21 protein-coding genes are annotated in these 23,773 nt (G+C 57.5%); 6 read left to right on the forward strand and 15 right to left on the reverse strand.

The window, feature by feature from the left end; all coding sequences use genetic code 11:
* The first annotated feature begins 69 nt into the window (after positions 1-69).
* Entirely contained in the window at positions 70-765 is a 696-nt protein-coding gene (ypfH, locus tag HA43_RS14250; protein WP_094111941.1) for an esterase, read from the forward strand.
* A 192-nt stretch (positions 766-957) separates the two neighbouring features.
* On the opposite strand, the gene HA43_RS14255 is transcribed toward ypfH, so the two are convergent.
* Genes HA43_RS14255 through HA43_RS14265 form a run of 3 tightly spaced genes read right to left on the reverse strand, consistent with a single transcriptional unit; the run spans position 958 to position 2,669 of the window.
* Entirely contained in the window at positions 958-1,146 is a 189-nt protein-coding gene (locus HA43_RS14255) for a YpfN family protein (RefSeq protein ID WP_039379517.1), read from the reverse strand.
* 25 nt (positions 1,147-1,171) lie between these two features.
* Entirely contained in the window at positions 1,172-2,299 is a 1,128-nt protein-coding gene (dapE, locus tag HA43_RS14260) for a succinyl-diaminopimelate desuccinylase (protein WP_039379515.1), read from the reverse strand.
* A gap of 1 nt (position 2,300) precedes the next feature.
* Positions 2,301-2,669: an ArsC family reductase gene (locus tag HA43_RS14265; protein WP_094111948.1), complete on the reverse strand. Its 369-nt coding sequence runs from the start codon at positions 2,667-2,669 to the stop codon at positions 2,301-2,303.
* Positions 2,670-3,063: 394 nt separating this feature from the next.
* Between HA43_RS14265 and ypfM the strand changes: the two genes are divergently transcribed.
* A complete protein-coding gene (ypfM, locus tag HA43_RS19450; protein WP_113655867.1) occupies positions 3,064-3,123 on the forward strand; it encodes a protein YpfM in 60 nt (19 codons plus the stop codon).
* 103 nt (positions 3,124-3,226) lie between these two features.
* Here ypfM and acrD read toward each other — a convergent pair whose 3' ends face one another.
* A complete protein-coding gene (acrD, locus tag HA43_RS14275; protein WP_094111942.1) occupies positions 3,227-6,343 on the reverse strand; it encodes a multidrug efflux RND transporter permease AcrD in 3,117 nt (1,038 codons plus the stop codon).
* Between the two features lie 331 nt (positions 6,344-6,674).
* Between acrD and HA43_RS14280 the strand changes: the two genes are divergently transcribed.
* From HA43_RS14280 to nudK, 3 genes are all read left to right on the forward strand, one after another.
* On the forward strand, positions 6,675-6,947 hold the full coding sequence (locus HA43_RS14280) for a YdgH/BhsA/McbA family protein (RefSeq protein ID WP_071667916.1): 273 nt from the start codon (positions 6,675-6,677) through the stop codon (positions 6,945-6,947).
* 312 nt (positions 6,948-7,259) lie between these two features.
* Positions 7,260-8,762: an L-asparagine permease gene (gene ansP, locus HA43_RS14285; protein WP_039379509.1), complete on the forward strand. Its 1,503-nt coding sequence runs from the start codon at positions 7,260-7,262 to the stop codon at positions 8,760-8,762.
* 132 nt (positions 8,763-8,894) lie between these two features.
* Complete coding sequence (gene nudK, locus HA43_RS14290; RefSeq protein ID WP_039379507.1) at positions 8,895-9,473, forward strand: GDP-mannose pyrophosphatase NudK; 579 nt, start codon at positions 8,895-8,897, stop codon at positions 9,471-9,473.
* 65 nt (positions 9,474-9,538) lie between these two features.
* Here nudK and HA43_RS14295 read toward each other — a convergent pair whose 3' ends face one another.
* Genes HA43_RS14295 through HA43_RS14330 form a run of 8 tightly spaced genes read right to left on the reverse strand, consistent with a single transcriptional unit; the run spans position 9,539 to position 17,463 of the window.
* On the reverse strand, positions 9,539-10,501 hold the full coding sequence (locus HA43_RS14295; RefSeq protein WP_039379505.1) for a ribokinase: 963 nt from the start codon (positions 10,499-10,501) through the stop codon (positions 9,539-9,541).
* Positions 10,501-11,394, reverse strand: coding sequence for an allose kinase (gene alsK, locus HA43_RS14300; RefSeq protein ID WP_094111943.1), 894 nt, complete (start codon positions 11,392-11,394; stop codon positions 10,501-10,503). Before alsK ends, HA43_RS14295 begins: the two co-directional genes overlap by 1 nt.
* Complete coding sequence (alsE, locus tag HA43_RS14305; RefSeq protein ID WP_065648729.1) at positions 11,391-12,083, reverse strand: D-allulose 6-phosphate 3-epimerase; 693 nt, start codon at positions 12,081-12,083, stop codon at positions 11,391-11,393. Before alsE ends, alsK begins: the two co-directional genes overlap by 4 nt.
* A complete protein-coding gene (locus HA43_RS14310) occupies positions 12,083-13,132 on the reverse strand; it encodes an ABC transporter permease (RefSeq protein ID WP_039385603.1) in 1,050 nt (349 codons plus the stop codon). The genes alsE and HA43_RS14310 overlap by 1 nt, the downstream gene beginning before the upstream one ends.
* 15 nt (positions 13,133-13,147) lie before the next feature.
* Positions 13,148-14,137: an ABC transporter permease gene (locus HA43_RS14315; RefSeq protein ID WP_039379498.1), complete on the reverse strand. Its 990-nt coding sequence runs from the start codon at positions 14,135-14,137 to the stop codon at positions 13,148-13,150.
* Positions 14,130-15,635 (reverse strand): sugar ABC transporter ATP-binding protein, encoded by a 1,506-nt coding sequence (locus HA43_RS14320; protein ID WP_039379496.1) that lies wholly within the window; start codon positions 15,633-15,635, stop codon positions 14,130-14,132. Before HA43_RS14320 ends, HA43_RS14315 begins: the two co-directional genes overlap by 8 nt.
* 1 nt (position 15,636) lies before the next feature.
* Entirely contained in the window at positions 15,637-16,620 is a 984-nt protein-coding gene (locus HA43_RS14325) for a substrate-binding domain-containing protein (protein ID WP_039379493.1), read from the reverse strand.
* Between the two features lie 12 nt (positions 16,621-16,632).
* Positions 16,633-17,463 carry a DeoR/GlpR family DNA-binding transcription regulator gene (locus tag HA43_RS14330; protein WP_094111944.1) on the reverse strand — a complete coding sequence of 277 codons (831 nt, stop codon included), beginning with the start codon at positions 17,461-17,463 and terminating at the stop codon, positions 16,633-16,635.
* Positions 17,464-17,953: 490 nt separating this feature from the next.
* Between HA43_RS14330 and HA43_RS14335 the strand changes: the two genes are divergently transcribed.
* On the forward strand, positions 17,954-19,006 hold the full coding sequence (locus HA43_RS14335; protein WP_094111945.1) for a DUF1176 domain-containing protein: 1,053 nt from the start codon (positions 17,954-17,956) through the stop codon (positions 19,004-19,006).
* Positions 19,007-19,021: 15 nt separating this feature from the next.
* On the opposite strand, the gene ampH is transcribed toward HA43_RS14335, so the two are convergent.
* The 3 genes from ampH to tal all read right to left on the reverse strand — a co-directional run bounded on the left by ampH (position 19,022) and on the right by tal (position 23,361).
* On the reverse strand, positions 19,022-20,191 hold the full coding sequence (gene ampH, locus HA43_RS14340) for a D-alanyl-D-alanine-carboxypeptidase/endopeptidase AmpH (protein ID WP_039379485.1): 1,170 nt from the start codon (positions 20,189-20,191) through the stop codon (positions 19,022-19,024).
* Between the two features lie 141 nt (positions 20,192-20,332).
* Positions 20,333-22,342: a transketolase gene (gene tkt / locus HA43_RS14345; protein WP_039379483.1), complete on the reverse strand. Its 2,010-nt coding sequence runs from the start codon at positions 22,340-22,342 to the stop codon at positions 20,333-20,335.
* A 68-nt stretch (positions 22,343-22,410) separates the two neighbouring features.
* The gene (gene tal / locus HA43_RS14350; protein ID WP_094111946.1) at positions 22,411-23,361 is read right to left on the reverse strand and encodes a transaldolase; all 951 of its coding nucleotides are present in this window, start codon (positions 23,359-23,361) and stop codon (positions 22,411-22,413) included.
* Between the last annotated feature and the right edge of the window lie 412 nt (positions 23,362-23,773).

The following is a 23,773-nucleotide window of genomic DNA, read 5'->3' on the forward strand; positions in this document are numbered from 1 at the left end:
GCGCTCTTGTTCAAATTTTCCCGGTATCACTCTGCTGGCTGCGGCGTATAGTGAATACAGGAGGTCAGTATGGCTTTACGATATGTAGTTGTTCAGCAGCCGGCGCAGGCTGCTCAGCTTTTTTTGCTTTACCACGGCGCTGATGATAACCCTGATGCGATGGCACAGATTGGCACCTGGTTTGCTCAGGCGTTTCCGGACGCGCAGGTGGTGTCAGTAGGTGCGCCTTATACCGGTAGTGTGCCGCAGGGCCGCCAGTGGTTTATGGACTATCCCGCTCAGGATCGCTCGCCGCAGCAGTGTGTCGATGCGGTCATGCCGCTATTTATCGAGTCTGTCCGGCACTGGCAGCGTACTGCTGGCGTCCGGCCCGAAGCGACGGCGCTGGTCGGGTTCTCGCAGGGCAGCACCATGGTTCTGGAGGGCGTAAAAGCGCAGCCGGAGCTGGCGGGACGGGTGGTGGCGTTTAGCGGGCGCTATACCACGCTGCCGGAACGCGCCAGCAGGCGTAATACCATTCATCTTATTCACGGCGATGATGACGAACAGGTACCGCTACAGCATGCTGAAGCGGCGAACCAGCGTCTGACCGAGCTGGGCGGCGATGTGACGCTGGATGTGGTGAACGATCTGCCGCATGCGATAGATGAACGCAGCATGGCGCGGGCGCTGCATCATCTGCGCTATACCATACCGCGCCGCTATTTTGATGAAGCATTGAGCGGCGCCAAACCCAACGACGACGACGTTGTGATGTTTTTATAGGGGGCGGGTGGCATTAATGCCGCCCCTACAATTTCGTAGGGGGCGCATTTATGCGCCCCTGGGTATTTACGCGTCCATCGCCCATTTGCGGCCAGGGCGGCATGAATGCCGCCCCTACAATAACCCGTAGGGGGCGCATTTATGCGCCCCTGGTGTATTCATGCGCCCCTGATGTTTTTACGCGCCCCTGGCCTATTTTTTCTTTGGCCAGTCATCTTCATCATCCCACTTATCGTTGAAATCACGATGCGGGGGTAAATCCGGCCGGTTATCCATATATTTCTTATGATCGATGCGCTTGAGATCTTTATAGACGTTCATCAGTACGCCCACCATCAGCACAATCACCAGGATCCACCAGTACTCTTTTAACCACTCCATGCCCCGTCTCCTTGTTTATATGCGGTCAGGCGATCAGCTGCTCCATAATGCGCTGATACATGCGGCTCAGCAGCTGCAGATCTGACGCTTTGACGCACTCATTGATTTTATGAATTGTGGCGTTAACCGGGCCAAGCTCCACTACCTGCGCTCCCATACGGGCAATAAAGCGTCCGTCAGAAGTGCCGCCCGTGGTCAACAGCTGCGGCTTAATTTCATTATAGTGCGTTACGGCGTTTACCACGGCATCGACCAGCCTGCCGCGTGACGTCAGGAAGGGCTGTCCGGAAACGGTCCACTCCAGCGTATAGCGCAGCTGATGGCGGTCCAGCAGTTCTGTCACGCGATCTTTAATCATCTGATCGGTCAGCTCGGTGCTGAAGCGAAAGTTAAACTGGACAAAAAATTCGCCAGGAATAACGTTATTGCTGCCGGTACCCGCCTGCACATTCGCAATCTGCATGCTGGTTGGCGGAAAGAATGCGTTGCCCTGATCCCACTCGGTGGCCACCAGCTCATTCAGCGCCGGCATGGCACGGTGTACCGGATTATCCGCCAGGTGCGGGTAGGCGACATGGCCCTGCACGCCGTGCAGCGTCAGGTTTGCGGTCATTGAACCGCGCCGGCCATTTTTCACCACATCCCCGACGATCTCTGTACTGGAGGGCTCACCCACCAGGCAGTAATCCAGGCGTTCATGACGCGCCATCAGGCGCTCCACCACTTTGACCGTGCCGTTGACCGCGCTGGCCTCTTCATCGGAGGTGATCAGAAACGCCAGGCGGCCCTTGTGCTGCGGATGCGCAGCGACAAAACGTTCAGCGGCGACCACCATCGCTGCCAGCGAGCCCTTCATATCGGCGGCACCGCGCCCAAACAGCATGCCATCGCGGATAGTGGGCTCAAACGGCGGGTTGATCCAGCGGTTTGCATCACCGGGCGGAACGACATCAGTGTGTCCGGCAAACGCCAGGGTTTCACCGTGACCGCGCGTGGCCCAGACGTTCAGCGTGTCATTAATATGCATCTGCTCAATCTGAAAACCGATCGCCTCCAGGCGGGCGATCAGCAAGGCCTGACAGCCCGCATCATCCGGACTTAGCGAAGGGCGACGGATGAGCTGCTGAGCCAGCTCAATAACCGGACAGAACATGTTATGACTTCTCCTGAATAAAAGCGTGGTAAAGATCGGCGCTGTAGCCCGGCAGCAGGCTGCCATCGGGGGCGGCAAGCAGCGGACGTTTAATGATGGCAGGCTGTGCCAGCATCACGGCGCTGGCGCTGGCGGCATCCTTAATCTCGGCACGTTCTGCTTCCGGCAGCCTGCGCCAGGTGGTACCGCGCGTATTCAGCAGGGCTTCATAGCCAAGCCGATCGATAAAGTGCTGCAGCAGCGCGGCATCCAGTCCATCCGCGCGATAATCGTGAAACCGGTAGTCGATGCCGGACACGGTTAGTGCATTGCGCGCTTTTTTTACGGTGTCGCAATTTTTGATTCCGTACATCACCCACTGCGCTGTCATAGCTGTTTCCCGTTCTGCAAAAAAATCTGCGCGCGAGTTTACCACAGCGGGGTGCGCGCGGTGAGCGTCAGTGGATATTGCCTGCATTTTTCATCATCTGCGGCCTTTAATCGAAAACGCTAATCAGGACCAGTAAGCGCTTTCATTCTGAGCGCAAACTGCCCGCTGTCTTATTATCAGGCCGGTAAGGATTATCTTAATCACGGAATTGTGCTACAGGATGAAAAAACATTATTTTTCATTCTGAACAGAAGCTTGCAGAAATGTGCGTTACGGCACAAAAAAGAAAAATTGCAGCTTTTCCCCGCGTCTGCCGATAGTGATAAGAGGTGGAAACGTATTCACCTGCAGAAAAAAGCGGCGTACAATTGCCATCACAATAAGAGAGGTTGTTATGGTTGAATATGAACTGGGGAACTGGAAAGAATTTATCGAAGCGATGTTACGTAAGTAACGCGTGACGAGGAAAGCAGGGCGTTTCCCCCCTTGCTGCGATTCTGACCACACACATCAATAGAGCCGCCGGGAGCCTCTCCCGGCGGCTTTTTTCATGCCGGCTAAACGTGCGATTTCTCACGCAGCGGAAAGCGACGCCGGACCAGCACAAAGAACAGAGGTACAAAGAAAATAGCCAGCAGCGTGGCTGTCAGCATACCGCCCAGAACGCCAGTCCCTACCGCATGCTGACTGCCTGAACCCGCGCCGCTGCTGATCGCCATCGGCAGAACGCCAAACATAAAGGCAAGCGAAGTCATTAATATCGGACGCAGGCGCTGACGCGAGGCTTCCAGAGTGGCCTCCTTTAACTCACGGCCTTTGCTGTTGATCTCATTCGCAAACTCCACGATCAGAATCGCGTTTTTCGCCGAAAGCCCGATCACCGTCAGCAGCCCGACCTGAAAATAGACATCGTTTTCCAGTCCGCGCAGCCATGTTGCCAGCAGAGCACCGACAACACCCAGCGGCACAACCAGCATCACCGAAAAGGGAATAGACCAGCTTTCATAGAGCGCAGCGAGACACAAAAACACCACCAGCAGCGAAATAGCATAGAGCGCCGGGGCCTGCGCGCCGGATAATCGTTCCTGATAAGATGCGCCGGTCCACTGGAAGCCTACCCCGAGCGGCAGCTGCGCCACCAGCTTCTCCATCTCATCCATGGCGGTTCCGCTGCTGACGCCGCTGGCCGCTTCGCCAACAATTTCCAGCGAGGCGTAGCCGTTATAGCGCTCCAGGCGCGGTGAGCCGGTTTCCCAGCGGCTGGTGGCAAACGCAGAGAAGGGCACCATGCCGCCGCTGCTGTTGCGCACGTACCATTTATTGATATCGCCGGGCAGCATACGAAACTCCGGTGCCGACTGCACATAGACCTTTTTAACCCGGCCGCGATCGAGAAAATCATTCACATAGGTCGATCCCCAGGCGGTAGAGAGGGTCTGGTTGATGGTGTCCAGCGAGACGCCGAGCGCCTGCGCTTTGCGCTGGTCGATATCGATCTGCAGCTGCGGCGTATCGTCCAGGCCATTATGCCGCACGCGCGACAGCGCCGGATCGGCTGACGCCAGCGCCAGCAGCTTATCGCGCATCGCCATCATCTGCGTGTGCCCGATACCGCTGTGATCCTGCAGCTGCAGATCAAAGCCCGAGGAGCTGCCCATGCCGCTGATGGCCGGGGGGCTGCTGGCGACCACGCGTGCTTCAGCAATCGCGGCAAATGCGCGGGTAGCGCGCTCAATAATGGCAAAAGAGGTGCGGTCGTCACCGGGACGTTGATCCCAGGGCGTGAGGCGGACAAACAGCCGCGCCACGTTCTGACCGTTGCCGCCAGGCCCGGATCCAATGGTGGCAAACACGGACGTGACGTTCTCTTTTTCCGCCGTAAGGTAGTAACGTTCAACTTTCTCAACCACGCGGGAGGTCTGCTGCAGCGTTGAACCCGGCGGCAGCTGAATCTGCGTCATAAATACGCCGCGATCTTCCAGCGGCAGAAAAGAGGTCGGCAGACGCAAAAAGAGAAAAGCCATCAGGCCGATCAGCGCGGCATAGAGCAGCATCCAGCGGCCACTCTGGCGCAGCAGTCGCGCAACGCCCCGTTCGTAGCGCTGAGTGCTGGCGTTAAACGCGCGGTTAAACCAGCCGAAAAATCCGCGCTGACCGTGATGTTCACCCTGTTTCAGCGGCTTAAGCAGCGTGGCGCAGAGGGCGGGCGTCAGGATCATCGCCACCAGTACTGACAGCACCATAGCGGAGACAATCGTAATGGAGAACTGGCGATAAATGGCACCCACCGTGCCACCAAAAAAGGCCATCGGGACAAAGACCGCGGAGAGAACCAGCGCAATGCCCACCAGCGCCCCCTGTATCTGCCCCATCGATTTGCGCGTGGCGGCCCGTGGCGATAACCCTTCCTCGCTCATGATGCGCTCAACGTTTTCCACGACCACGATCGCATCATCAACCAGCAGGCCAATGGCCAGCACGACGGCAAACATGGTCAGGGTATTAATACTGAAGCCGCAGATATAGAGCACGGTAAACGTACCCAGCAGCACCACCGGCACCGCGATAGTGGGGATCAGCGTGGCGCGAAAATTCTGCAGAAAGAGATACATCACCAGAAACACCAGCAGGATCGCTTCCAGCAGCGTTTTGACGACATCTTTTATTGAGGCCTTAACAAAAGGCGTGGTTTCAAATGCGATTTTCGCTTCAAGGCCGGGGGGAAAATAGTGCGCCAGCTCCGCGACGCGGGCGCGGACCAGCCGGTCAGTATTCATCTCATTCGCGCCGGAAGCCAGCTTTACACCCAGACCTGATGCGGGCTGACCGTTATAGCGACTCAGGTAGTCATATTTCTCTGCGCCCATGGCGATGCTGGCAACATCACCCAGCGTGACAACTGCACCGCTGCCGCTGCTTTTTAAGGTAATGGCGCGAAACTGCTCCGGCGTCTGCAGCATGGACTGCGCGTTGACCGTGGCATTCAGCGCCTGCTTCTCTACCGACGGCAATCCGCCGACCTGGCCAACGGCGACCTGGGTATTTTGTGACTCAATCGCCTGAATGATATCGGCGGTCGTAAGCGCATAGCGCGTCAGTTTGACGGGATCGAGCCAGATGCGCATAGCGTACTGTGACCCATAGGCATCCACCTGACCGACGCCATCGATGCGGCTGAGCGGATCCTGGATGTTACTGGCAACGTAATCAGCAATATCCTGCTTATCCATGCTGCCATCGGTGGAGACAAACGCAATCATCAGAATGTTGCTGTCGCCGGTTTTATTAACGTTAACCCCCTGCGCCTGAACGGCGGCCGGAAGTTTGCGCAGCGCGCTCTGCAGCTGGTTCTGCACCTGCTGACGCGCCTCATCGGGATCGGTACCGGCGAGAAAGGTCAGCGTAATCTGCACCTGGCCGGTATTGCTGCTGTTGGAGGACATATACATCAGGTTATCGATGCCGGTCATATTCTGTTCGATAACCTGCGTAACGGTATTCTCCAGCGTCTGGGCAGAGGCGCCGGGATAATTGGCCGTGATGCGGACATTGGGCGGAGCAAGATCCGGATACTGTTCAACCGGAAGCGAGGTGATAGCCAGCGTGCCGCACAGACAGAGTAAAATCGCCAGAACCCAGGCAAATACCGGGCGGTCGATAAAAAAGTCCGACATAACTCTGTTACTCCTCAGCGGCAGCTTGTCATTATTATATGAGCAGCGCACGGCTGGCGCGCTGGCAGGCTAGGCGGGCACACTCTGCAGGCGCCTGCCCGCTTTACTTTACGCGGTGTAAATCAGAGAAACGTGGAGTAATTATGGAAGAAATGTAAATGTTGCGTGGCCGGACGGCTCAACCGGTGCCGTACTGCTTTACCTTTCCCGGCAATACAGACATTAATCTGGCTAAACATTAAACAGATTTACCGACCGCCTGGCCTGGTTTGCACAGGCTTGCCAATACTTCTCCTGTCACCCGCTATTTTCTGCCACTCAGGAGATCCTTATGAAACGAGCTACTACCCTCTTTGGTGCGGCCCTGCTTGCCACCGCAAGTTTTTCCACGCTGGCTGCTACGCCGCTGAGCGAGGCGGATGCCCAAAACATGCAGCCTGCAGGCACCATATCGGTCAGCGGCGTGCGCGGCACGCTGGATGACGCCACCCGCCAGCTGTCGCAAAAAGCGGAAGAGATGGGCGCCACACACTTTCGCGTCATTGGCGCGCAGAATCCTGGCGACTCCAGCCTCTGGAACGGCAGCGCTGAAATCTATCGCTAATGCGTTACCCGGGAGCTGCGCAACCGGGCATTTCCCGGCCCGATTTTCTGCTTTTCTGACGCCATCCTGACCGGTCACGCTGCTGACCGGTTTTTTTTGTGCGTCACGACCGATTCTTACAAATCAGATCGTGCGTCCAGCCAGTATATTTTGCTTCGTTCATGCAGAACGGGTAGGATTCATCGCCGTAATTTCCCGGGTCGCCACGCGCATCGTTCCACTGCTCAGGCACCGGTTTTTTACTCCATTTCGCACCGCAGGCGCAAACGATTGGTCAGCCGGTGATTGATGGTCAGGACAAACAGGAAAGCTATGAAACATACTAAAAAAACGCCCGACGAACAGCGTGCTGCGAGAAGGCGCTGGCTGAACTCTCACGATACCGGTTACCACAAAGCGATGGGTAACCGACAGGTACAAATGATCGCCATCGGCGGTGCTATCGGCACCGGTCTGTTCCTCGGCGCAGGCGCACGCCTGCAGCTGGCAGGTCCGGCGCTGGCACTGGTCTATCTGGTGTGCGGCATCTTCTCTTTCTTTATTCTCCGTGCGCTGGGCGAGCTGGTACTGCATCGCCCCTCAAGCGGCAGCTTTGTCTCCTATGCGCGTGAATTCCTCGGGGAAAAAGCGTCTTATGTAGCGGGCTGGATGTATTTCGTTAACTGGGCGATGACCGGGATTGTCGATATCACCGCCGTGGCGCTTTATATGCATTACTGGGGCGCGTTTGGCGACGTACCGCAGTGGGTATTTGCGCTCGGCGCGCTGGCCATTGTCGGCACCATGAACATGATTGGCGTTAAGTGGTTCGCCGAAATGGAGTTCTGGTTTGCGCTGGTCAAAGTGCTGGCAATTGTGATCTTCCTGATTGTTGGCGTGGTGTTTCTCGGTACCGGCAAACCGCTCGACGGCAACGCGACCGGCTTCCATCTGATCACCGATAACGGCGGTCTCTTCCCGCATGGCCTGATGGCCGCGCTGGTGCTGGTGCAGGGAGTGGTATTTGCCTTTGCCTCGATTGAGCTGGTAGGAACCGCGGCCGGCGAGTGCAAAGATCCTAAAACCATGCTGCCCAAAGCGATCAACAGCGTGATCTGGCGTATTGGCCTGTTTTATGTGGGTTCCGTGGTGCTGCTGGTGCTGCTGCTGCCGTGGAATGCCTACCAGGCGGGACAGAGTCCGTTTGTGACCTTCTTCTCGAAGCTGGGCGTTCCCTATGTCGGCAGTATTATGAACATTGTGGTACTGAGCGCGGCGCTCTCCAGCCTTAACTCCGGTCTCTATTCAACCGGCCGTATTCTGCGATCCATGTCGATGGGCGGCTCAGCGCCGCAGTTTATGTCGAAGATGAGCAAGCAGCAGGTGCCGTATGCCGGTATCCTGGTCACGGTTGCGGTTTACATCGTTGGCGTGGTGCTGAACTACTACGTGCCGTCGCAGGTGTTTGAGATTGTCCTGAACGTTGCCTCGCTGGGGATCATCTCTTCCTGGGGCTTTATCGTGGTCTGCCAGATGCGTCTGCGCAAAGCGATCAAAGAGGGCAAGGCTGAGGATGTCAGCTTTAAGCTGCCGTGGGCGCCGTTCACCTCCTGGCTGACGCTGCTGTTCCTGCTCAGCGTGCTGGTGCTGATGGCGTTTGACTACCCTAACGGCACCTACACCATTGCATCCATTCCTCTGATCGCCGTACTGCTGGTACTGGGCTGGTTTGGCGTACGCAAGCGCGTCCAGGCAGAGGCGATGAAAGAGCATGAGGTGCACGCGGATGAGAGCAGCGATGCGTCACCGCAGCTGGCGGACGAAAGCGGACGCTAAACCTTTCTCTGTAGCGTAACGGGAGCCTGGCTCCCGTTTTTTTTACCCGCCGCTGCGCAGGTAATTCAGATAGTTTTCCCCGCCGCTGCCGCCTATCATTTCAGCCTCTCTCAGCAAAGCAGCGGAGCGCTCATGGCATTCACTATCAACGTCATTAAAAATAAAATCCTGTCTGAAAACTGGTTTGTGCTGCGCAATTACACCTACGAGCTGACGCGCAGTAATGGCGAGGTGGTGCGGCACAAACGTGAAGTCTACGATCGCGGTAACGGCGCAACCATCCTGCTCTACAATCGTGAAAAAAACAGCGTGGTGCTGACCCGGCAGTTTCGCATCGCCACTTACGTTAACGGCAACGAAAGCGGTGAGCTGATTGAAGCCTGCGCCGGGCTGCTGGACGACGACACGCCTGAAGATTGCATCCGTAAAGAGGCGATTGAGGAGACGGGCTATCAGGTGGGGAAGGTTGAGAAACTCTTTGCTGCCTACATGTCACCCGGCGGCGTTACGGAACTGATCCACTTCTTTGCTGCAGAATATAGTGAAGCGATGCGTGCCAGCAGCGGCGGTGGCGTTGAAGATGAAGCGATAACCGTGCTGGAGCTGTCGTTCCCGCAGGCGCTGGCGAGGGTAAAAGATGGGCGCATCTGTGACGGTAAAACCATTATGCTGCTGCAGCATGCGCAGCTTGCCGGATGGCTGAAGCCGTAATCAGGGCGCAGTGATGCGCCCCCGCGGCGAGCCTGCATGGCTGAATATCTGTGCCTGAAGCTCAGTTACGCCACCGCGTTCTCTATCTCCCCGACCACGCACTCCGGATGCGCCTGCAGTCGTGCCAGCGCCTCGGCATAGGAGGGCATTGAGTCGGCTGCGCCAGCGCGCTCAACGCAGAGCGAGGCAAACGCTGCGGCAAACCGCGCCGCCTGCGGCAGATCGTCGCCTGAGGCGAGACGCGCGGCAAGCGCACCGTTAAATGCGTCACCCGCGCCGGTGGTATCGCGCGGCTGCGCCGGAAAGAGCGGAATACGCTGCTGCCGGTCAGGCGTGGAGAGCAGGGCTCCCGCCATGCCCAGCGTAATAATGACCTGGCGCGCGCCTTTGCGGTGCAGCACGTCGGCGGCACGGCGCGCGCTGGCGAAATCGGTTACCGTTACGCCGCTGAGCTGGGTCGCTTCGGTGCTGTTCGGCGTCAGCAGATCGACCTTTGCCAGCAGCGCATCGCCAATCTTCTGCCACGGTGCCGGGTTAAGGATGACAAAGGTGCCGCTGGCGCGGGCGTTGTCGATCATACGCTGGATAGCGCTGAGATTATTCTCCAGCTGCACCAGCAGAATATCGGCAGCGGCGACCGTAGGCTGGCAGCGCGTCACCTCGGCTGCGGTCACGGTGGTATTAGCGCCCGGATAGACTGAAATCATATTCTCCGCGTCGTCGCCCGCGACGTAAATCAGCGCATTGCCGGTTGGCTTCTCTTTACAGGTAAACAGCGTAATGGCATCGAACCCGGTTTTTTCCAGATGACGGCGGGCAAACAGGCCAAAATCGTCATTGCCTACTTTGCCGATGTAGTGCACCCGCGCACCTGCGCGCAGCGCCGCCGTGGCCTGATTAGCCCCTTTGCCGCCTGCGCCCATCATACTGTGATGCGCCGTCAGCGACTCACCCGGCAGCGGAAAGCGGCGCATCACCGCCACAATGTCGAGATTAAAGGAACCAAATACACACACTTTTCCTTTCATCATACGCTCCTGAACAGGCGTTCGGCGGCCAGACAGGCACCGCGGCAGCCCGTGTAGTCGGTTGAGTGGCTGAAGATAATCTTCAGATTTTCACGGGTAACCGGCGGCCGCAGATGCTGCTGGATCTGGCTGCGCAGCTGCGCCAGCGGAAAATCAGCCATCGCCAGTACGCCGCCCCCGAGGATCAGGTACTCCGGATCGAGAATATTCATTTCGGTCGCGATAAGTTCAGCCAGCCGCCGGACAAACGCCTGCAGTTCCGGCTGTTCGCCGTGGCGGGTAAACAGCGCCGGCATCGGCGTATCGGCGGCGTTTTGTGCGGCCCAGCGGCTCAGCCAGTGGCCCGACGTCAGCGTTTCTGCACAGCCGTGGTTACCGCACGGGCAGGGCAGGGTGTTGCCCGCCACCGGAATATGCCCCAGCTCGCCGGCACCACCATGCTCGCCGTGATAAAAGCCACCGTTGAGCCACAGGCTGTTGCCCATGCCAGTGCCGGGATAGAGACCCACGGCGTTGTCCGGCAGCTGCTCCAGCTGCAGCAGATCCCACAGCATCAGATGGTTCACATCTTTGTCCATCGCCACCGGCACGCCAAGCAGCGCGGTGAGGCGCGACGCGACCGGCTGGCCATCCAGCGCCTGAATAAAGGGCAGCGAAATCACCAGCTGCCGGTCGCGGCTGAGAATACCCGGCAGACCCAGCATAATGCCGCTTACCGGCTGCTGCTCCAGCGTGTCGCGGATGAGCTGAGCAAGCGCCAGCAGCGCGTCGGGCTGCTGCGCCCAGCTGGCGGTGGCGACTTTGCGAAAGCTGCTCCAGACGCCATCCTCTTCCATCAGCTGCAGCCGCGTACCGGTGCCGCCGATGTCAATACCGAGCCAGCGTGGTTTCATGCGGACACCTGCGTCAGCCCCTGGGCTTCATCAATGCTGTCGCGCATCATCTCCCACGCGGTCGCCAAATCATCATGAATATTGAACAGGCCGGATGTGCCGACAATCAGCACTTCTGCACCGGCCCCAATCAGCTGGTTATAGGTGCGGGTGTTGCAGGAGCCGTCGATCTCAACCAGATAATGATAACCGTGCTGCTGTTTAAGCGTTTTCAGCTCGCGCACTTTCTCCACCATCTCCGGAATAAAGGGCTGACCGGCGTAGCCAGGGTCCACCGTCATCACGGTGATTTTATCCAGCAGGTGAATATAGTGCTGGATAAAGGAGACCGGCGTGGCGGGATTCAGCACAACACCCACTTTTTTACCAAAGCTGCGGATCAGATTGATCACGCGGAAGGCGTCGCGGTTAATAGTTTCTGCATGCGGGCAGATGTAGTCAGCCCCCGCTCTGGCGACCGCCTCGATAAAGTCGGTCGGCTCTTCCACCATCAGATGCACATCAATGGCCACGCGGGTATAGGGCCGGATCTGTTCAATAAAGAAAGGGGAGAGCGTGATGTTTTTAACGTAGTGACCATCCATGATATCTACGTGAAGAAAGTCAGCGCGCGAATCGAGAACCTGCAGCTGGTGCTTGATCTCCATCAGGTTCATACACATCAGTGACGGGGAGATTTGAATACGCATCATACTTCCTTCTTTTCAGTCAGAGGATTAAGCACCGCGGCCAGCTTGCTGAGCTTTACCGCACGGTGTTCGTTGAGTCGGGTTTTGAGTTGTTTAAAGGCGAGTACCACAATCAGCACCGCACCCCACATCGCCAGACTGACGTGCTGGCTGATATTCATCAGGTTGAAGCCGGTTGAGAGCACCTGCAGCGCAATCAGCGCCAGCACGACGCCGGTGACGCGACCAAAGCCGCCGTTGGGATCGGTGCCGCCGAGGATAATCGCCAGTACCGTCAGCAGCAGGTAGGCGTCGCCGTAGCCCATGCGCGCGGAGTTAAAGCGCGCCATCATAATCAGGCCCGCGAGCACGCAGAGCAGGCTGGAGATCACGTAAACCAGCATCACCATGCGGTGGGTGTTAATGCCGCTAAACCAGGTTGCGTTGATGTTGCTGCCGCCCATATAGATACATTTGCCGGCCCGGGTTTTACCGAGAAACAGCGCCAGCAGCGCGGCGGCGATGAGGAACACCCAGAGCGGCAGCGGCATCCCCAGCAGCGTATCAGCGCCCAGCGCCTGCACCACCGGCGGCATGCCGCTGACGGCTGCGCCTTTGGTCAGCCAGATACCGATCCCGTTCAGCGTCATCATCGTAGCCAGCGTCACCAGAATCGGATGCGCGCCGATGCGCGTGACCATCAGGCCGGTGATGACGCCGATGGCGGCGGCAATCAGCATGGCGCCGATAATGGCGATAACCAGCCACAGCAGCTGCAGCGCCATCCCGGCACCGGCAGGCAGGGCGCTCATCAGCGTCCAGGCGATAAACAGCGCGGTCAGGTTGGCGGTGGCAATAATGGCGAGATTCAGGCCGCCGCTGAGAATGGCGATAAACATCGCCAGAGTCAGTAATCCCAGTTCCGGCAGCTGAAACGCCATGCTCATAAAGGTGGAGTCGGTCAGGAAGCGACCCGGCAGCATCAGCGTAAAGGTCGCCAGCGCCAGCGCGATCAGCAGCATCAGACCAAGGTTGGTGCCGTCAGGGCGCAGTGCAGTCAGTGATTTCATCATCAATGCCCTCAGTCACACGAAACTGACATCAGTTTCTTTGCGTTTTTTGTAGTGCGTTACGGCGATCGCAATCATGATGACGCCGCCTACCACGATGTTCATGAAGTAGTTCGACACGCCTACCAGGTTAAGACCGTTCTTCAGGATGGCGATCAGAAAGACCCCCATTAGCGTGCCGCTGACCGTGCCTTTACCGCCCATCAGACTGGCGCCGCCCAGCACCGTTGCCGCCAGCACATCAAGCTCGCCGCCGACCAGTGCATTAGGCACCACTTCGCCCATGCGATAGACCTGTACCAGGCCGCCAACCGCCGCCATTGCGCCCAGCCAGCCGTAGGCAAAAACGTGGATCAGGCCGACGCGGATGCCGATACGTCGCGCAGACTCTGCGTCGCCACCCACCGCATAAAGCTGGCGCCCGAGGTTGGTTTTGTTCAGCAGCAGTGCCGTCGCCGCTGCAATGATCAGCATGGTGGCCAGCGGTAAACCGACCTGAAAGCTCTCGCCCTGCCAGCTGAACGGCAGCACGTTACGCAGGGTGATCCACCACTCCGGCAGCGAATAGAGGCTGCGGCCGCCGGTCACCCACATCAGCAGGCCGAACAGCAGCGACTGCATGCTGATAGTGATGATGATGGAGACCACCCGCAGCGTGGTGATCAGCAGCGCATTGATCACGCCAAACAGCGTGCCGCACACGATCGCCAGCACAATGCTGAGCAGCGCGTTATCAAACTGAAACTGCACAAACAGGGACGCAAGCAGGTACTGCACCACTGAGGCAACGGCGGCAAAAGAGATATCGATCCCGCCGGTCACCAGCACTACAAACAGGCCCAGCGCAAAGATGCCGGTGACCGCGTAGCTCTCCGCCAGATCCAGCAGGTTCTGTACGGTAAGAAACTGATCGCTGGTCACAGAGAAAAACAGAATGAACGCCAGCAGCACCCAGGCGAGCCAGCCCTGGCTGGAGTGCGGACGTAAACGGGAAAAATCAGGCATTGATCACCTCCGCCAGCTGCTGCTGCTCGACGCTATCGGGTTGATATTCGGCATGAATGGTGCCATCGCGGAAGTGCAGGATACGGTCGCAGTTGTACCAGACCTCCGGCACCTCATCAGAGATCAGGATGATCGACAGGCCCTCTTTCGCCAGCTCATGGATCAGCTGATAGATGCTGGCTTTGGCACCGACGTCCACGCCAACGGTAGGCGAGTCGAGGATCAGAATACGCGGCTGCGTCAGAACCCACTTTGCCAGCACAATTTTTTGCTGATTACCGCCGGAGAGGGTAGATATGGCGAGATTCGGGTCGGCGACGCGCACGCCGAGCTGCTGGATCCACTGCAGGATCAGTTTGTTTTTACGGTACTCATCGATCAGGTGAAAGCGGTTCTGCAGTTTGTCGAGGATCGGCAGCACCATGTTGTCGGCCACCGACTGCTGCTGCACCAGCCCCAGCGTCAGGCGATCTTCTGACACATAGCCAATGCCGGCTTTGATCGCATCTTCATGACCGCGAAAGCGGACCGGTTTGCTGTCGAGCCAGATTTTGCCGCTGTCGGGACGCGTCATGCCAAACAGCGACAGCGCCAGCTCGGTACGTCCGGAGCCAAGCAGACCGCACAGCCCCAGTACTTCGCCCTCATAAAGTTTAAAGCTGACGTCACGGTACTGACCGGCACGGGTAAGATTATCTATCTCCAGGATCACGCGCTCGCTATTACGCGTCGGCGCTTTCAGCTGGTAGTCGAGCTTCAGGCCGGTCATCAGCTCGGTCAGATGATGCGGCGTCATCTCCCGGGCGGGCCAGCAGCCCATTTTGCGGCCGTCGCGGATCACCGTGACGCGGTCGGAGATCTCCAGCACCTCATCAAGCCGGTGGCTGACAAAGACCACGCAGATATTTTTATCTTTCAGATAGCGCACGGTGCGCAGCAGCTGATTGACCTCGGTACGGGTCAGCGAGGCGGTTGGCTCATCCATGATCACCAGGCGCGCATCGGCGACCAGCGCGCGGCAGATCGCGACCTGCTGGCGCTGGGCAATCGAAAGCGCCGCGACTTTCGCATCCAGATCGAGGTCAAATTTCAGCTCGGTTATAATGCTGCGCGCGCTTTCACGCAGGCGCGCGCTGCGGTGCCAGCGCAGCAGACCATTGAGGTTATGCTCAAACGCAATATTCTCCGCCACGCTCAGGTTGGGGAACAGCGAGAGGTCCTGATAGATGACCTGAATACCGAAATCACGCGCCTGTTGCGTGGTCAGGCGCGGCAGTGCCGGGCCATCGCCCAGCGTAATATGGCTGCCGCTGTCCGGGGCGTGCACCCCGGAAATGACTTTGATCAGGGTGCTCTTGCCACAGCCGTTGGTGCCAGCGAGACAGTGCACTTCGCCTGCCAGCAAGGTCAGGGAGATATCGCTCAGCGCGCGGTTGCCACCAAATGTTTTCGACAGATTCTCGAGCGCAATTAGCGTCTGTGGAATGACCTCTTGCATATCAGAGCCCCATTTTTACCAGTTTTGGCAGGTTGTCTTTATCCAGACTCTCTGTGTTGTTGCCGAGAATGGTATGCGTCGCTTCATCCACTTTGACTTTGCCCAGTCCTTCAATCGTCATACCGTCGGTGATCGGCTCTTTCTTCTGCATCATGTCGGCGATACGCACAAAGACTTCACCTGCGGTTTCCGGATTCCAGATGTAGCCGCCTTTGATGGCGTTACGCTGCACCAGCGAGGCGCCCTGACCCGGACTGAAGGAGCCAATGACGCAAACCTGGTCAATTTTTTTGCGGTTCATGACGGCGCGCCCGGCACCAATCGGCCCCTGTGAACCAAACGCCATAATGCCTTTCAGATCGGGATATTTAGACATCAGCTCGTTGGTGGTACGGATGGAGTCATCCAGCGATTCGCCGACGCCAAATTTGTCGGTGACCAGCTGCATGTTGGGATAGTGCTCTTTCTGATAATTGAGCGCGGCATCGGTCCACTGCTGATGCAGCGGTACGGTGAGGCTGCCCACGTACATGGCGTATTTGCCCTCGTCGTGCATGCACTTCGCCAGCGCTTTCATGTGATTGATTCCGTGGGTTGCAGCGTCAACCAACTCAAAATCCCAGTTGGCACCCTGCTGGCCGGGTGACTCATGCGTAATCACTTCGATACCGGCGTCCCGCGCCCGTTTCAGTACCGGCTCCAGCACTTTCGGATCGTTGGGTACCACGCCGATGATGTCGACTTTCTGCGCAATCAAATCTTCAATGGCGCGCACCTGCAGCGCCGGATCGGCTGCGGTAGGGCCGACCATCCATGCATCAATGCCGCGCTTCGCCGCCTCGCTTTTAATGCCCGCTTCCATGGCGTTAAACCAGGGAATACCCCCGATTTTAACGACGATACCCATGCGTAATTTATCAGCGGCCTGCGCGCCGGTGGCGGCAAACAGGGCAAGCAGAGAACAGGCGATAAGATGTTTTTTCATACAGACTCCTGGTTAATTTTTAATTAGCTGCATGGACTGATGACGCTGAGAACAGACAATGACGTTAACGCCATTCCACGCCAGTTCCTGCTCCAGCTCTTTATCTTTTAATTGGTCAGTTATCAGAAAATCGACATCACGGTAGTGACAAACACGGGCAAAAGAGGGGCGCATAAATTTACTGCCATCCAGTAACAGATGTTTTCTTTCAGCGGCCAGTAACATTTGTTGTTTTAAATGCGCGTTATTCTCATTGCCTTCACGTAAATATCCGTCATTACCTAAACTGCTACAGGAAAAAAAGATCTTATTAATCTGAAATTCACGCAGCGGCTGCTCAGCCACCACGCCGTGAAAATCCTCATCGCGGTCAGAATATTCTCCGCCGAGGCAGATAGTGCGAATGCTGCCGCGCGCCGCCAGCGTCTGCACGATGCGTAGCGAATTGGTTAGCACGGTTAACTCGATATCGGGCAACTGCCGCGCCAGATACCAGCAGGTGGTACTGCTATCGAGCAAAATACAGTCACCCGGCGTGATAAAATCGAGCGCGCGCTTGGCAATGCTCATTTTTGCATCGACATGCTCATTAATACGCTGCCGAAAAGATAATTCGTTTTCTCTGACAGCTCTGTTATTTCCCTGAATGCTGGCGTTCTGTTTTTTTACCGGAACAGCACCACCATGACTGCGCTGTAATAATCCTCTTTTTTCCAGCTGGCTTAAATCACGCCGTATGGTTTCCTGCGAAACCTGGCATAGCGTGACCAGCTCTGAGACAATTACGCGGCCATTTATATTAAGTTCGTTAATAATTCTTTGCTGTCTCTCAATCGGCAACATACTTATCCTCCGATGGCTATAAATTACTGGAAGCGGGCACGGGAAAATGTGGACTGGGCAGGAGTCCACGGTGGTAAAAAAAGAGGCCCGTTATTGAGTGATATAAGTTCAGTTATTAATGTAATGCTTAACGCTTATTTGCACGTAATGTTGATGTGGCTCACATAATTAACCCCTGAAGCGTCACTGTTAAAACAGATCCGATCGCCAGCTTATTAATCCATAGCTACCATAGCATGACTGTTTATGACCGTTTATGCGGGATTGACCGTTTCAGACTGCGCCCTGATAGTCAGGGGAATCTGATTGAGCCGCCGTCAGGCGCAGTGGATGATGGGACCGCAGCGTACAACCTGTCCGTACGATGATGAATCGCTGATTTAATAAGCAGTTAATTCTGCTTTTCAGGCCGCTTCACACTTCCAGCCTGCTGATAACGCACGCAGTGCGCTATGATTTTCTTTCCAGAAATTCGGGGACCGGGTTGTTAATGTCGTATTGGATAAAGTCACTGCTCTTGAGCTCTCTGGCAGCCAGCGCCAGCGTGCAGGCTGAACCTCTGCAGAAGTCTTTTTCTGACTGGCAGCTCACCTGTAACAATGCGGCTTTTTGCGTGGCGCGCAGCTTTCCCGGCGACAATGGTCTGGTGATGACGCTGTCGCGCCACGCCGGCGTCGACGATCGTCCGCTGCTGCGTATCGACTACGGCAGCGCCTATACCGGCGCGCTGCCGGGCGGCCCGCTGAAAGATAATCTGCTGCTGGATCAGCGTCGCCTGAAGCCCGACCTTAAACACTGGACGGTTGAGCCGCACCATCTTGCTACCAGCAACGCTATCGCGATTGATGAGTTTCTGGGACAGACGCTGGACGCGAGCACACTGCAGCTGACGTACCAGGCCAAAGCGGTGGTTCCGCTGCGTGGCCTGAAAGCTGCGCTGCTGCTGATGGATGATGTGCAGGGGCGCGTAAACGGGACCAGCGCATGGGTCAGGCGTGGGGCGCAGTGGGATCTCCCGCCACCGCCGTCGCTGCCATCGCTGCCGTCATCAGCACCGCCGCCCGCGCCGCTGACGCAGGAGGAGACCAGCGGATTGATCGACTATGGAACCTGGCGCATCACCACCGATAGCTGCTCACTGGATCCGCTGCGGCGCGAGGTGAGCGTCGCGCCGCTGACCGACAGCAAAGCGCTGCTGCTGGTCAGCTGTGAAACCGGTGCCTACAACGTTATCGATCTGGCGTTTGAAGTGACGCGCAGCCAGCCCTACGTATCACGCGGGCTGACGCTGAATCTGCCTTTTGTTCCCCCGACGCGCAGCGACACGCAGCTGGAGCTGGTAAACGCAGAGTTTGATGCCAGTAATGGCCTGCTCTATACCTTCAGTAAAAATCGCGGGCTGGGTGATTGCGGTACGGCAACACGCTGGCAGTTTGATGGCAGCGCGTTTGTTCTGGCGGAATATGCGGAAGAGCAGATCTGCGACGCCTGGCACAGCAGCGACGACTGGCCCACGCTGTGGGTAAGCCAGCCGGCGCGCTGAGCGACTTTCCGGGTGTCAGGGGATCGCGCCGATCATCATCGGCGAACCCGTCTTATTGCCCGCCAGCTCTGTCAGCAGATTATTCACGCCGTCGCTCATGGGCGTAAAGCGGCTGAGCGGTGAGCGGGTGACGACCACAAACACGCCAAGGTTATGCTGCGGAATCATCGCCATATAAGTAATGAAGCCGCCGGCACCGCCGGTTTTCTGAATGATACCGGGCCGGCCCGCTTTGGGGGCCATATAGACCCAGCCCATACCCAGCGCATCGGCACGTCCGGGTACATCCATCCCTTCAACTTTAGTCAGCTGATCGCGCCGGTAGATCAGCGTCTGCAGGCGATCGATCTGCGGCGTGCGGTGGCTTACCGCTGAGTCGAGGAACTGCTGCATCCAGCGCGCCATATCATCAGGGGTAGAGTAGACGCCGCCGCTGCCGATCGCCGCCAGAGTATTATTACAGGGGCTGGCCCCTTTTTCCGGCACCATCAGGCGCTGGCACTGGTCCGGTGAGGGTGTAAAGGTGGTGTCCTTCATCCCCAGCGGGCGCGTGACTAACCGCTGCAGCAGCGCCGGATAGGGCGTGCCGCCCGCTTTCGCCAGCGCGTCAGCCAGCAGGTCAAACCCGAGGTTGGAGTAGGCCGCCTGAGTGCCGGGCGCGGCTTTCAGCGTGGCGTTGCCCAGCCACTGCCAGCGATCGCTTTTGGTTGGCCAGACAAACACCGGACGGTGCGGTTTACCGCCGGGCTGTTCGCGCGGCAGCGAGCCGGTGTGGGTGGCGAGGTTGATCAGGCGGATCGTCTGGCCGTTATAGGCCGGAACGCGCGCCCCCGGCGGGGCGTAGCGGCTGAGCGGGTCATCCAGGCGGATCTGCCCACGCTCGGCCATTTTCACCATCACTTCGCTGGTCATCAGCTTGCTGAGTGACGCGATGCGGATAACGGAATCCTGCTGCGGCCGGACATTATTACCGGGACGGGTTTCACCAAAGCTGGTAAAGACGCGCTGATTGCCGTCGATGGCGACCAGCGCCATGCCGGTTGCGCCGCTGGCGTAAAAAATATGTTCGGCATAGCGATCAACAATCTGCGATGCCAGCAAAGGATTAGGTGAGACCTGTGCCATACCGCTGACAGGCAGCACGGAGACCATCAGGGCCAGTAAAAATGAAGTCGGTTTTTTCAACGGGAGTGCGTCCGCTATCAGAATCGGAAGAAAACCTATAGTAATCAGTTTGCGCAGAGCGGGAAGGGGAAAACGCGATTTTTTTTGTATAGAAAGTGCTAAAAAACGGCCCTCACCGTTATCGGGTGAGGGCCGCGGGGCTTATGCCGGTTTCAGCAGCGATTCCGCCTGGCTTACCACGTTTTCAACGGTAAAGCCGAAGGCCGGGAACAGCTTGCCGGCCGGCGCGGATTCACCAAAGGTGGTCATGCCGACGATTTTGCCGTCGATACCGACATATTTGTACCAGTAGTCGGCGATACCTGCCTCAACCGCAACGCGGGCGCGTACGGTAGTAGGCAGTACAGATTCGCGGTAGGCGCTATCCTGCTTGTCGAACACATCGGTGCTGGGCAGTGACACGACCCGGACCTTGTGGCCATCCGCGCTGAGTTTCGCTTCCGCTCCCAGCGTGATCTCCACTTCTGAACCGGTGGCGATCAGAATCACATCCGGCGTGCCGTCGCAATCCTTCAGGATATAGCCGCCGCGCGCGATGTTTTCGACCTGCGCCTGGCTGCGCTCGGGCTGCAGCAGGTTCTGACGGGAGAGGATCAGCGCGGTCGGGCCGTGATGACGCTCCACGGCTGCTTTCCATGCCACCGCGGTTTCGACCTGATCGCACGGACGCCAGGTGCTGAAGTTAGGCGTCAGACGCAGGCTCGCCAGCTGCTCGACCGGCTGATGCGTCGGACCATCTTCGCCCAGACCGATAGAGTCATGGGTGTAGACCATGATCTGGCGCGCTTTCATCAGCGCAGCCATACGGGCGGCGTTACGCGCGTACTCAACAAACATCAGGAAGGTTGCGGTGTAAGGAACAAAGCCGCCATGATGCGCGATGCCGTTTGCAATCGCGGTCATCCCGAACTCACGCACGCCGTAGTGAATATAGTTCCCGGCCGCATCCTCTTTGATCGATTTTGAACCTGACCAGATGGTGAGGTTACTCGGTGCCAGGTCAGCCGATCCGCCCAGGAATTCCGGCAGCAGTTTGCCAAAGGCTTCCAGTGTATTCTGTGACGCCTTGCGGCTGGCGATTTTCTGCGGATTCGCCTGCAGGTCGCGGATAAAGTCAGCGGTTTGGCTTTCCCACTCCGCCGGCATTTCGCCGTTAAGACGACGGCTAAACTCCTGCGCCAGCTGCGGATGCGCCTGCTGGTAAGCGGCAAACTTCTCATCCCAGGCTTTTTCGTGCGCGGAACCCGCTTCTTTTGCATCCCACTGCTGGTAGATATCCTGCGGGATTTCAAACGGCGCGTAATTCCAGCCGAGCTGCTTACGCGTCAGCGCAATCTCTTCGTCGCCCAGCGCCGCACCATGTGACTCCTCTTTGCCCGCCTTGTTTGGCGAACCAAAGCCGATAGTAGTGCGGCAGATAATCAGCGACGGCTTATCGGTGACGCTCTGCGCCTCTTTAATCGCGGCGGCCACGGCGTCGGCGTCGTGACCATCAATGCCTTCAGCGCTGCCGATCACGTGCCAGTTATAGGACTCAAAGCGTTTGTGCGTATCATCGGTAAACCAGCCTTCGGTTTCACCATCGATAGAAATGCCGTTGTGATCGTAAAAGCCGATCAGCTTGCCGAGGCCCAGCGTACCCGCCAGCGAACAGACTTCGTGTGAGATGCCTTCCATCAGGCAGCCGTCACCCATGAACACATAGGTGAAGTGGTCGACAATATCGTGTCCTGGCTGGTTGAACTGCGCGGCCAGCGTACGCTCAGCAATCGCCAGACCCACCGCATTCGCCAGACCCTGGCCGAGCGGGCCGGTGGTGGTTTCGACGCCTGGCGTATAGCCAATTTCCGGATGTCCCGGCGTTTTTGAATGCAGCTGACGGAAGTTTTTCAGCTCTTCCATTGGCAGATCGTAACCGCTGAGATGCAGCAGGCTATAGAGCAGCATTGAGCCGTGGCCGTTAGAAAGGATAAAGCGGTCACGATCGGCCCAGGCCGGGTTAGTGGGGTTATGTTTCAGGAAGTCGCGCCATAACACTTCCGCGATATCGGCCATGCCCATCGGCATACCTGGGTGACCGGAATTTGCTTTCTGTACCGCATCCATACTCAACGCGCGAATCGCGTTAGCCAACTCTCTGCGTGAAGACATAGGGTTCTCCCTTGTAGTGAAGCATCAGCGGGTCCGCCTCGGCTCGCCCGCACTCAACGGTGGTGCAATCAGAGGCGTGCAGCCAGCACATCTTCCAGTTTCTGCTGGTCAACGGCGAACTGGCGGATACCTTCAGAGAGTTTTTCAACCGCCATCGGATCCTGGTTGTGCTCCCAGCGGAACTCCGCTTCTGACAGCGAGGCTGGCTGATGGAAACCTTCGGTAGAAGGCTCCAGCTTGCGCTCAACCGGCGCGTCGCTGTTCGCCAGCTCTTCCAGCAGGTTAGGGGAGAGGGTCAGACGATCGCAGCCCGCCAGTGCCAGAATCTGCTCAACTTTGCGGAAGCTGGCGCCCATGATCACCGTGCTGTAGCGATGCTTTTTGTAGTAGTCATAGATGCGACGCACAGATTTCACGCCCGGATCTTCATCCACAACATAGGGGTCCATTGGCTTACGCGTGTTGTACCAGTCATAAATGCGGCCCACAAAAGGTGAGATCAGATAGACGCCCGCTTCTGCACAGGCGCGCGCCTGCGCAAAGGAGAACAGCAGCGTCAGGTTGCACTTAATGCCGTTTTTCTCCAGCTCTTCAGCCGCTTTGATCCCTTCCCAGGTTGAGGCGAGCTTGATAAGAATACGTGAGCGGTCGATACCGTGCTCTTCATACAGGCGTACCAGCTTTTCTGCTTTGGTCACGCACATACCGCGATCGAAAGAGAGGCGGGCGTCAACTTCAGTTGAAACGCGGCCCGGCACGCTTTTCAGGATTTCCATGCCGAGGTTGACAGCCACTTTGTCGCTGGCGTTGATAATCTGCGTTTCTTTGCTGCCACCCTGCTTTTTCGCATAGTCGATGGCGTCATCAATCAGGTGTTTATAAGCGTCAAGACCGGCAGCTTTCAGGATCAGAGAAGGGTTGGTAGTGGCATCTTCCGGATTATAATGACGAATGGATTCGATATCGCCACTGTCCGCCACCACGGTGGTGAACTGTTTTAGTGCGTCTAGCTGGTTCATCGCTTAACTCCTTGATTAGCAATATTGTGGGCAAAAGAATGCCGGGCAACCGTCGCCTTGTCTGCGCCCTTTGCTGGGGATAGTGGTTCCACACAGTGCTACAGACGCCCGCTGATTAAAATGCGTTTTCTCTGATTATGGCGTGGCGGAGAGAGAGGCGGCGTAATCGGTTCAGCCATGTTTTGCCATCTTCAAGCATAGCAGCTTGCGCCAGAGATGCAGGCGAGGCGGTAAGTTTGCCGTCAGCTGCGGCGGTAGCCTGTGCTCCGGCACGGCGATCGGGCAGAGGACGCCTGGCCGCGTCCTCTGTACTCCCCGATTTAGCGCCAGCTGCGTGCTGCTGCGCCGGGGCGCATGTTAAGCGCTGGTTCCGTTCGCCGTCAGCTGCGGCGGCAGCTTTTGCTCCGGCGCG

It is taken from the genome of Pantoea eucrina, assembly GCF_002095385.1.
GTDB classification, from domain to species: Bacteria; Pseudomonadota; Gammaproteobacteria; order Enterobacterales; family Enterobacteriaceae; genus Pantoea; species Pantoea eucrina.

Excerpts from the sequence above, each read along its gene's own strand:
- HA43_RS14295 (WP_039379505.1), bottom strand. The coding sequence starts at position 10,501 with ATGAAAGGAAAAGTGTGTGTATTTGGTTCCTTTAATCTCGACATTGTG.
- ypfH (WP_094111941.1), top strand. The coding sequence starts at position 70 with ATGGCTTTACGATATGTAGTTGTTCAGCAGCCGGCGCAGGCTGCTCAG.
- HA43_RS14280 (WP_071667916.1), top strand. The coding sequence starts at position 6,675 with ATGAAACGAGCTACTACCCTCTTTGGTGCGGCCCTGCTTGCCACCGCA.
- HA43_RS14335 (WP_094111945.1), top strand. The coding sequence starts at position 17,954 with ATGTCGTATTGGATAAAGTCACTGCTCTTGAGCTCTCTGGCAGCCAGC.
- acrD (WP_094111942.1), bottom strand. The coding sequence starts at position 6,343 with ATGTCGGACTTTTTTATCGACCGCCCGGTATTTGCCTGGGTTCTGGCG.
- HA43_RS14325 (WP_039379493.1), bottom strand. The coding sequence starts at position 16,620 with ATGAAAAAACATCTTATCGCCTGTTCTCTGCTTGCCCTGTTTGCCGCC.
- tkt (WP_039379483.1), bottom strand. The coding sequence starts at position 22,342 with ATGTCTTCACGCAGAGAGTTGGCTAACGCGATTCGCGCGTTGAGTATG.
- dapE (WP_039379515.1), bottom strand. The coding sequence starts at position 2,299 with ATGTTCTGTCCGGTTATTGAGCTGGCTCAGCAGCTCATCCGTCGCCCT.
- HA43_RS14315 (WP_039379498.1), bottom strand. The coding sequence starts at position 14,137 with ATGCCTGATTTTTCCCGTTTACGTCCGCACTCCAGCCAGGGCTGGCTC.
- HA43_RS14255 (WP_039379517.1), bottom strand. The coding sequence starts at position 1,146 with ATGGAGTGGTTAAAAGAGTACTGGTGGATCCTGGTGATTGTGCTGATG.
- HA43_RS14320 (WP_039379496.1), bottom strand. The coding sequence starts at position 15,635 with ATGCAAGAGGTCATTCCACAGACGCTAATTGCGCTCGAGAATCTGTCG.
- HA43_RS14265 (WP_094111948.1), bottom strand. The coding sequence starts at position 2,669 with ATGACAGCGCAGTGGGTGATGTACGGAATCAAAAATTGCGACACCGTA.
- HA43_RS14310 (WP_039385603.1), bottom strand. The coding sequence starts at position 13,132 with ATGAAATCACTGACTGCACTGCGCCCTGACGGCACCAACCTTGGTCTG.
- nudK (WP_039379507.1), top strand. The coding sequence starts at position 8,895 with ATGGCATTCACTATCAACGTCATTAAAAATAAAATCCTGTCTGAAAAC.
- alsK (WP_094111943.1), bottom strand. The coding sequence starts at position 11,394 with ATGAAACCACGCTGGCTCGGTATTGACATCGGCGGCACCGGTACGCGG.
- ansP (WP_039379509.1), top strand. The coding sequence starts at position 7,260 with ATGAAACATACTAAAAAAACGCCCGACGAACAGCGTGCTGCGAGAAGG.
- HA43_RS14330 (WP_094111944.1), bottom strand. The coding sequence starts at position 17,463 with ATGTTGCCGATTGAGAGACAGCAAAGAATTATTAACGAACTTAATATA.
- tal (WP_094111946.1), bottom strand. The coding sequence starts at position 23,361 with ATGAACCAGCTAGACGCACTAAAACAGTTCACCACCGTGGTGGCGGAC.
- alsE (WP_065648729.1), bottom strand. The coding sequence starts at position 12,083 with ATGCGTATTCAAATCTCCCCGTCACTGATGTGTATGAACCTGATGGAG.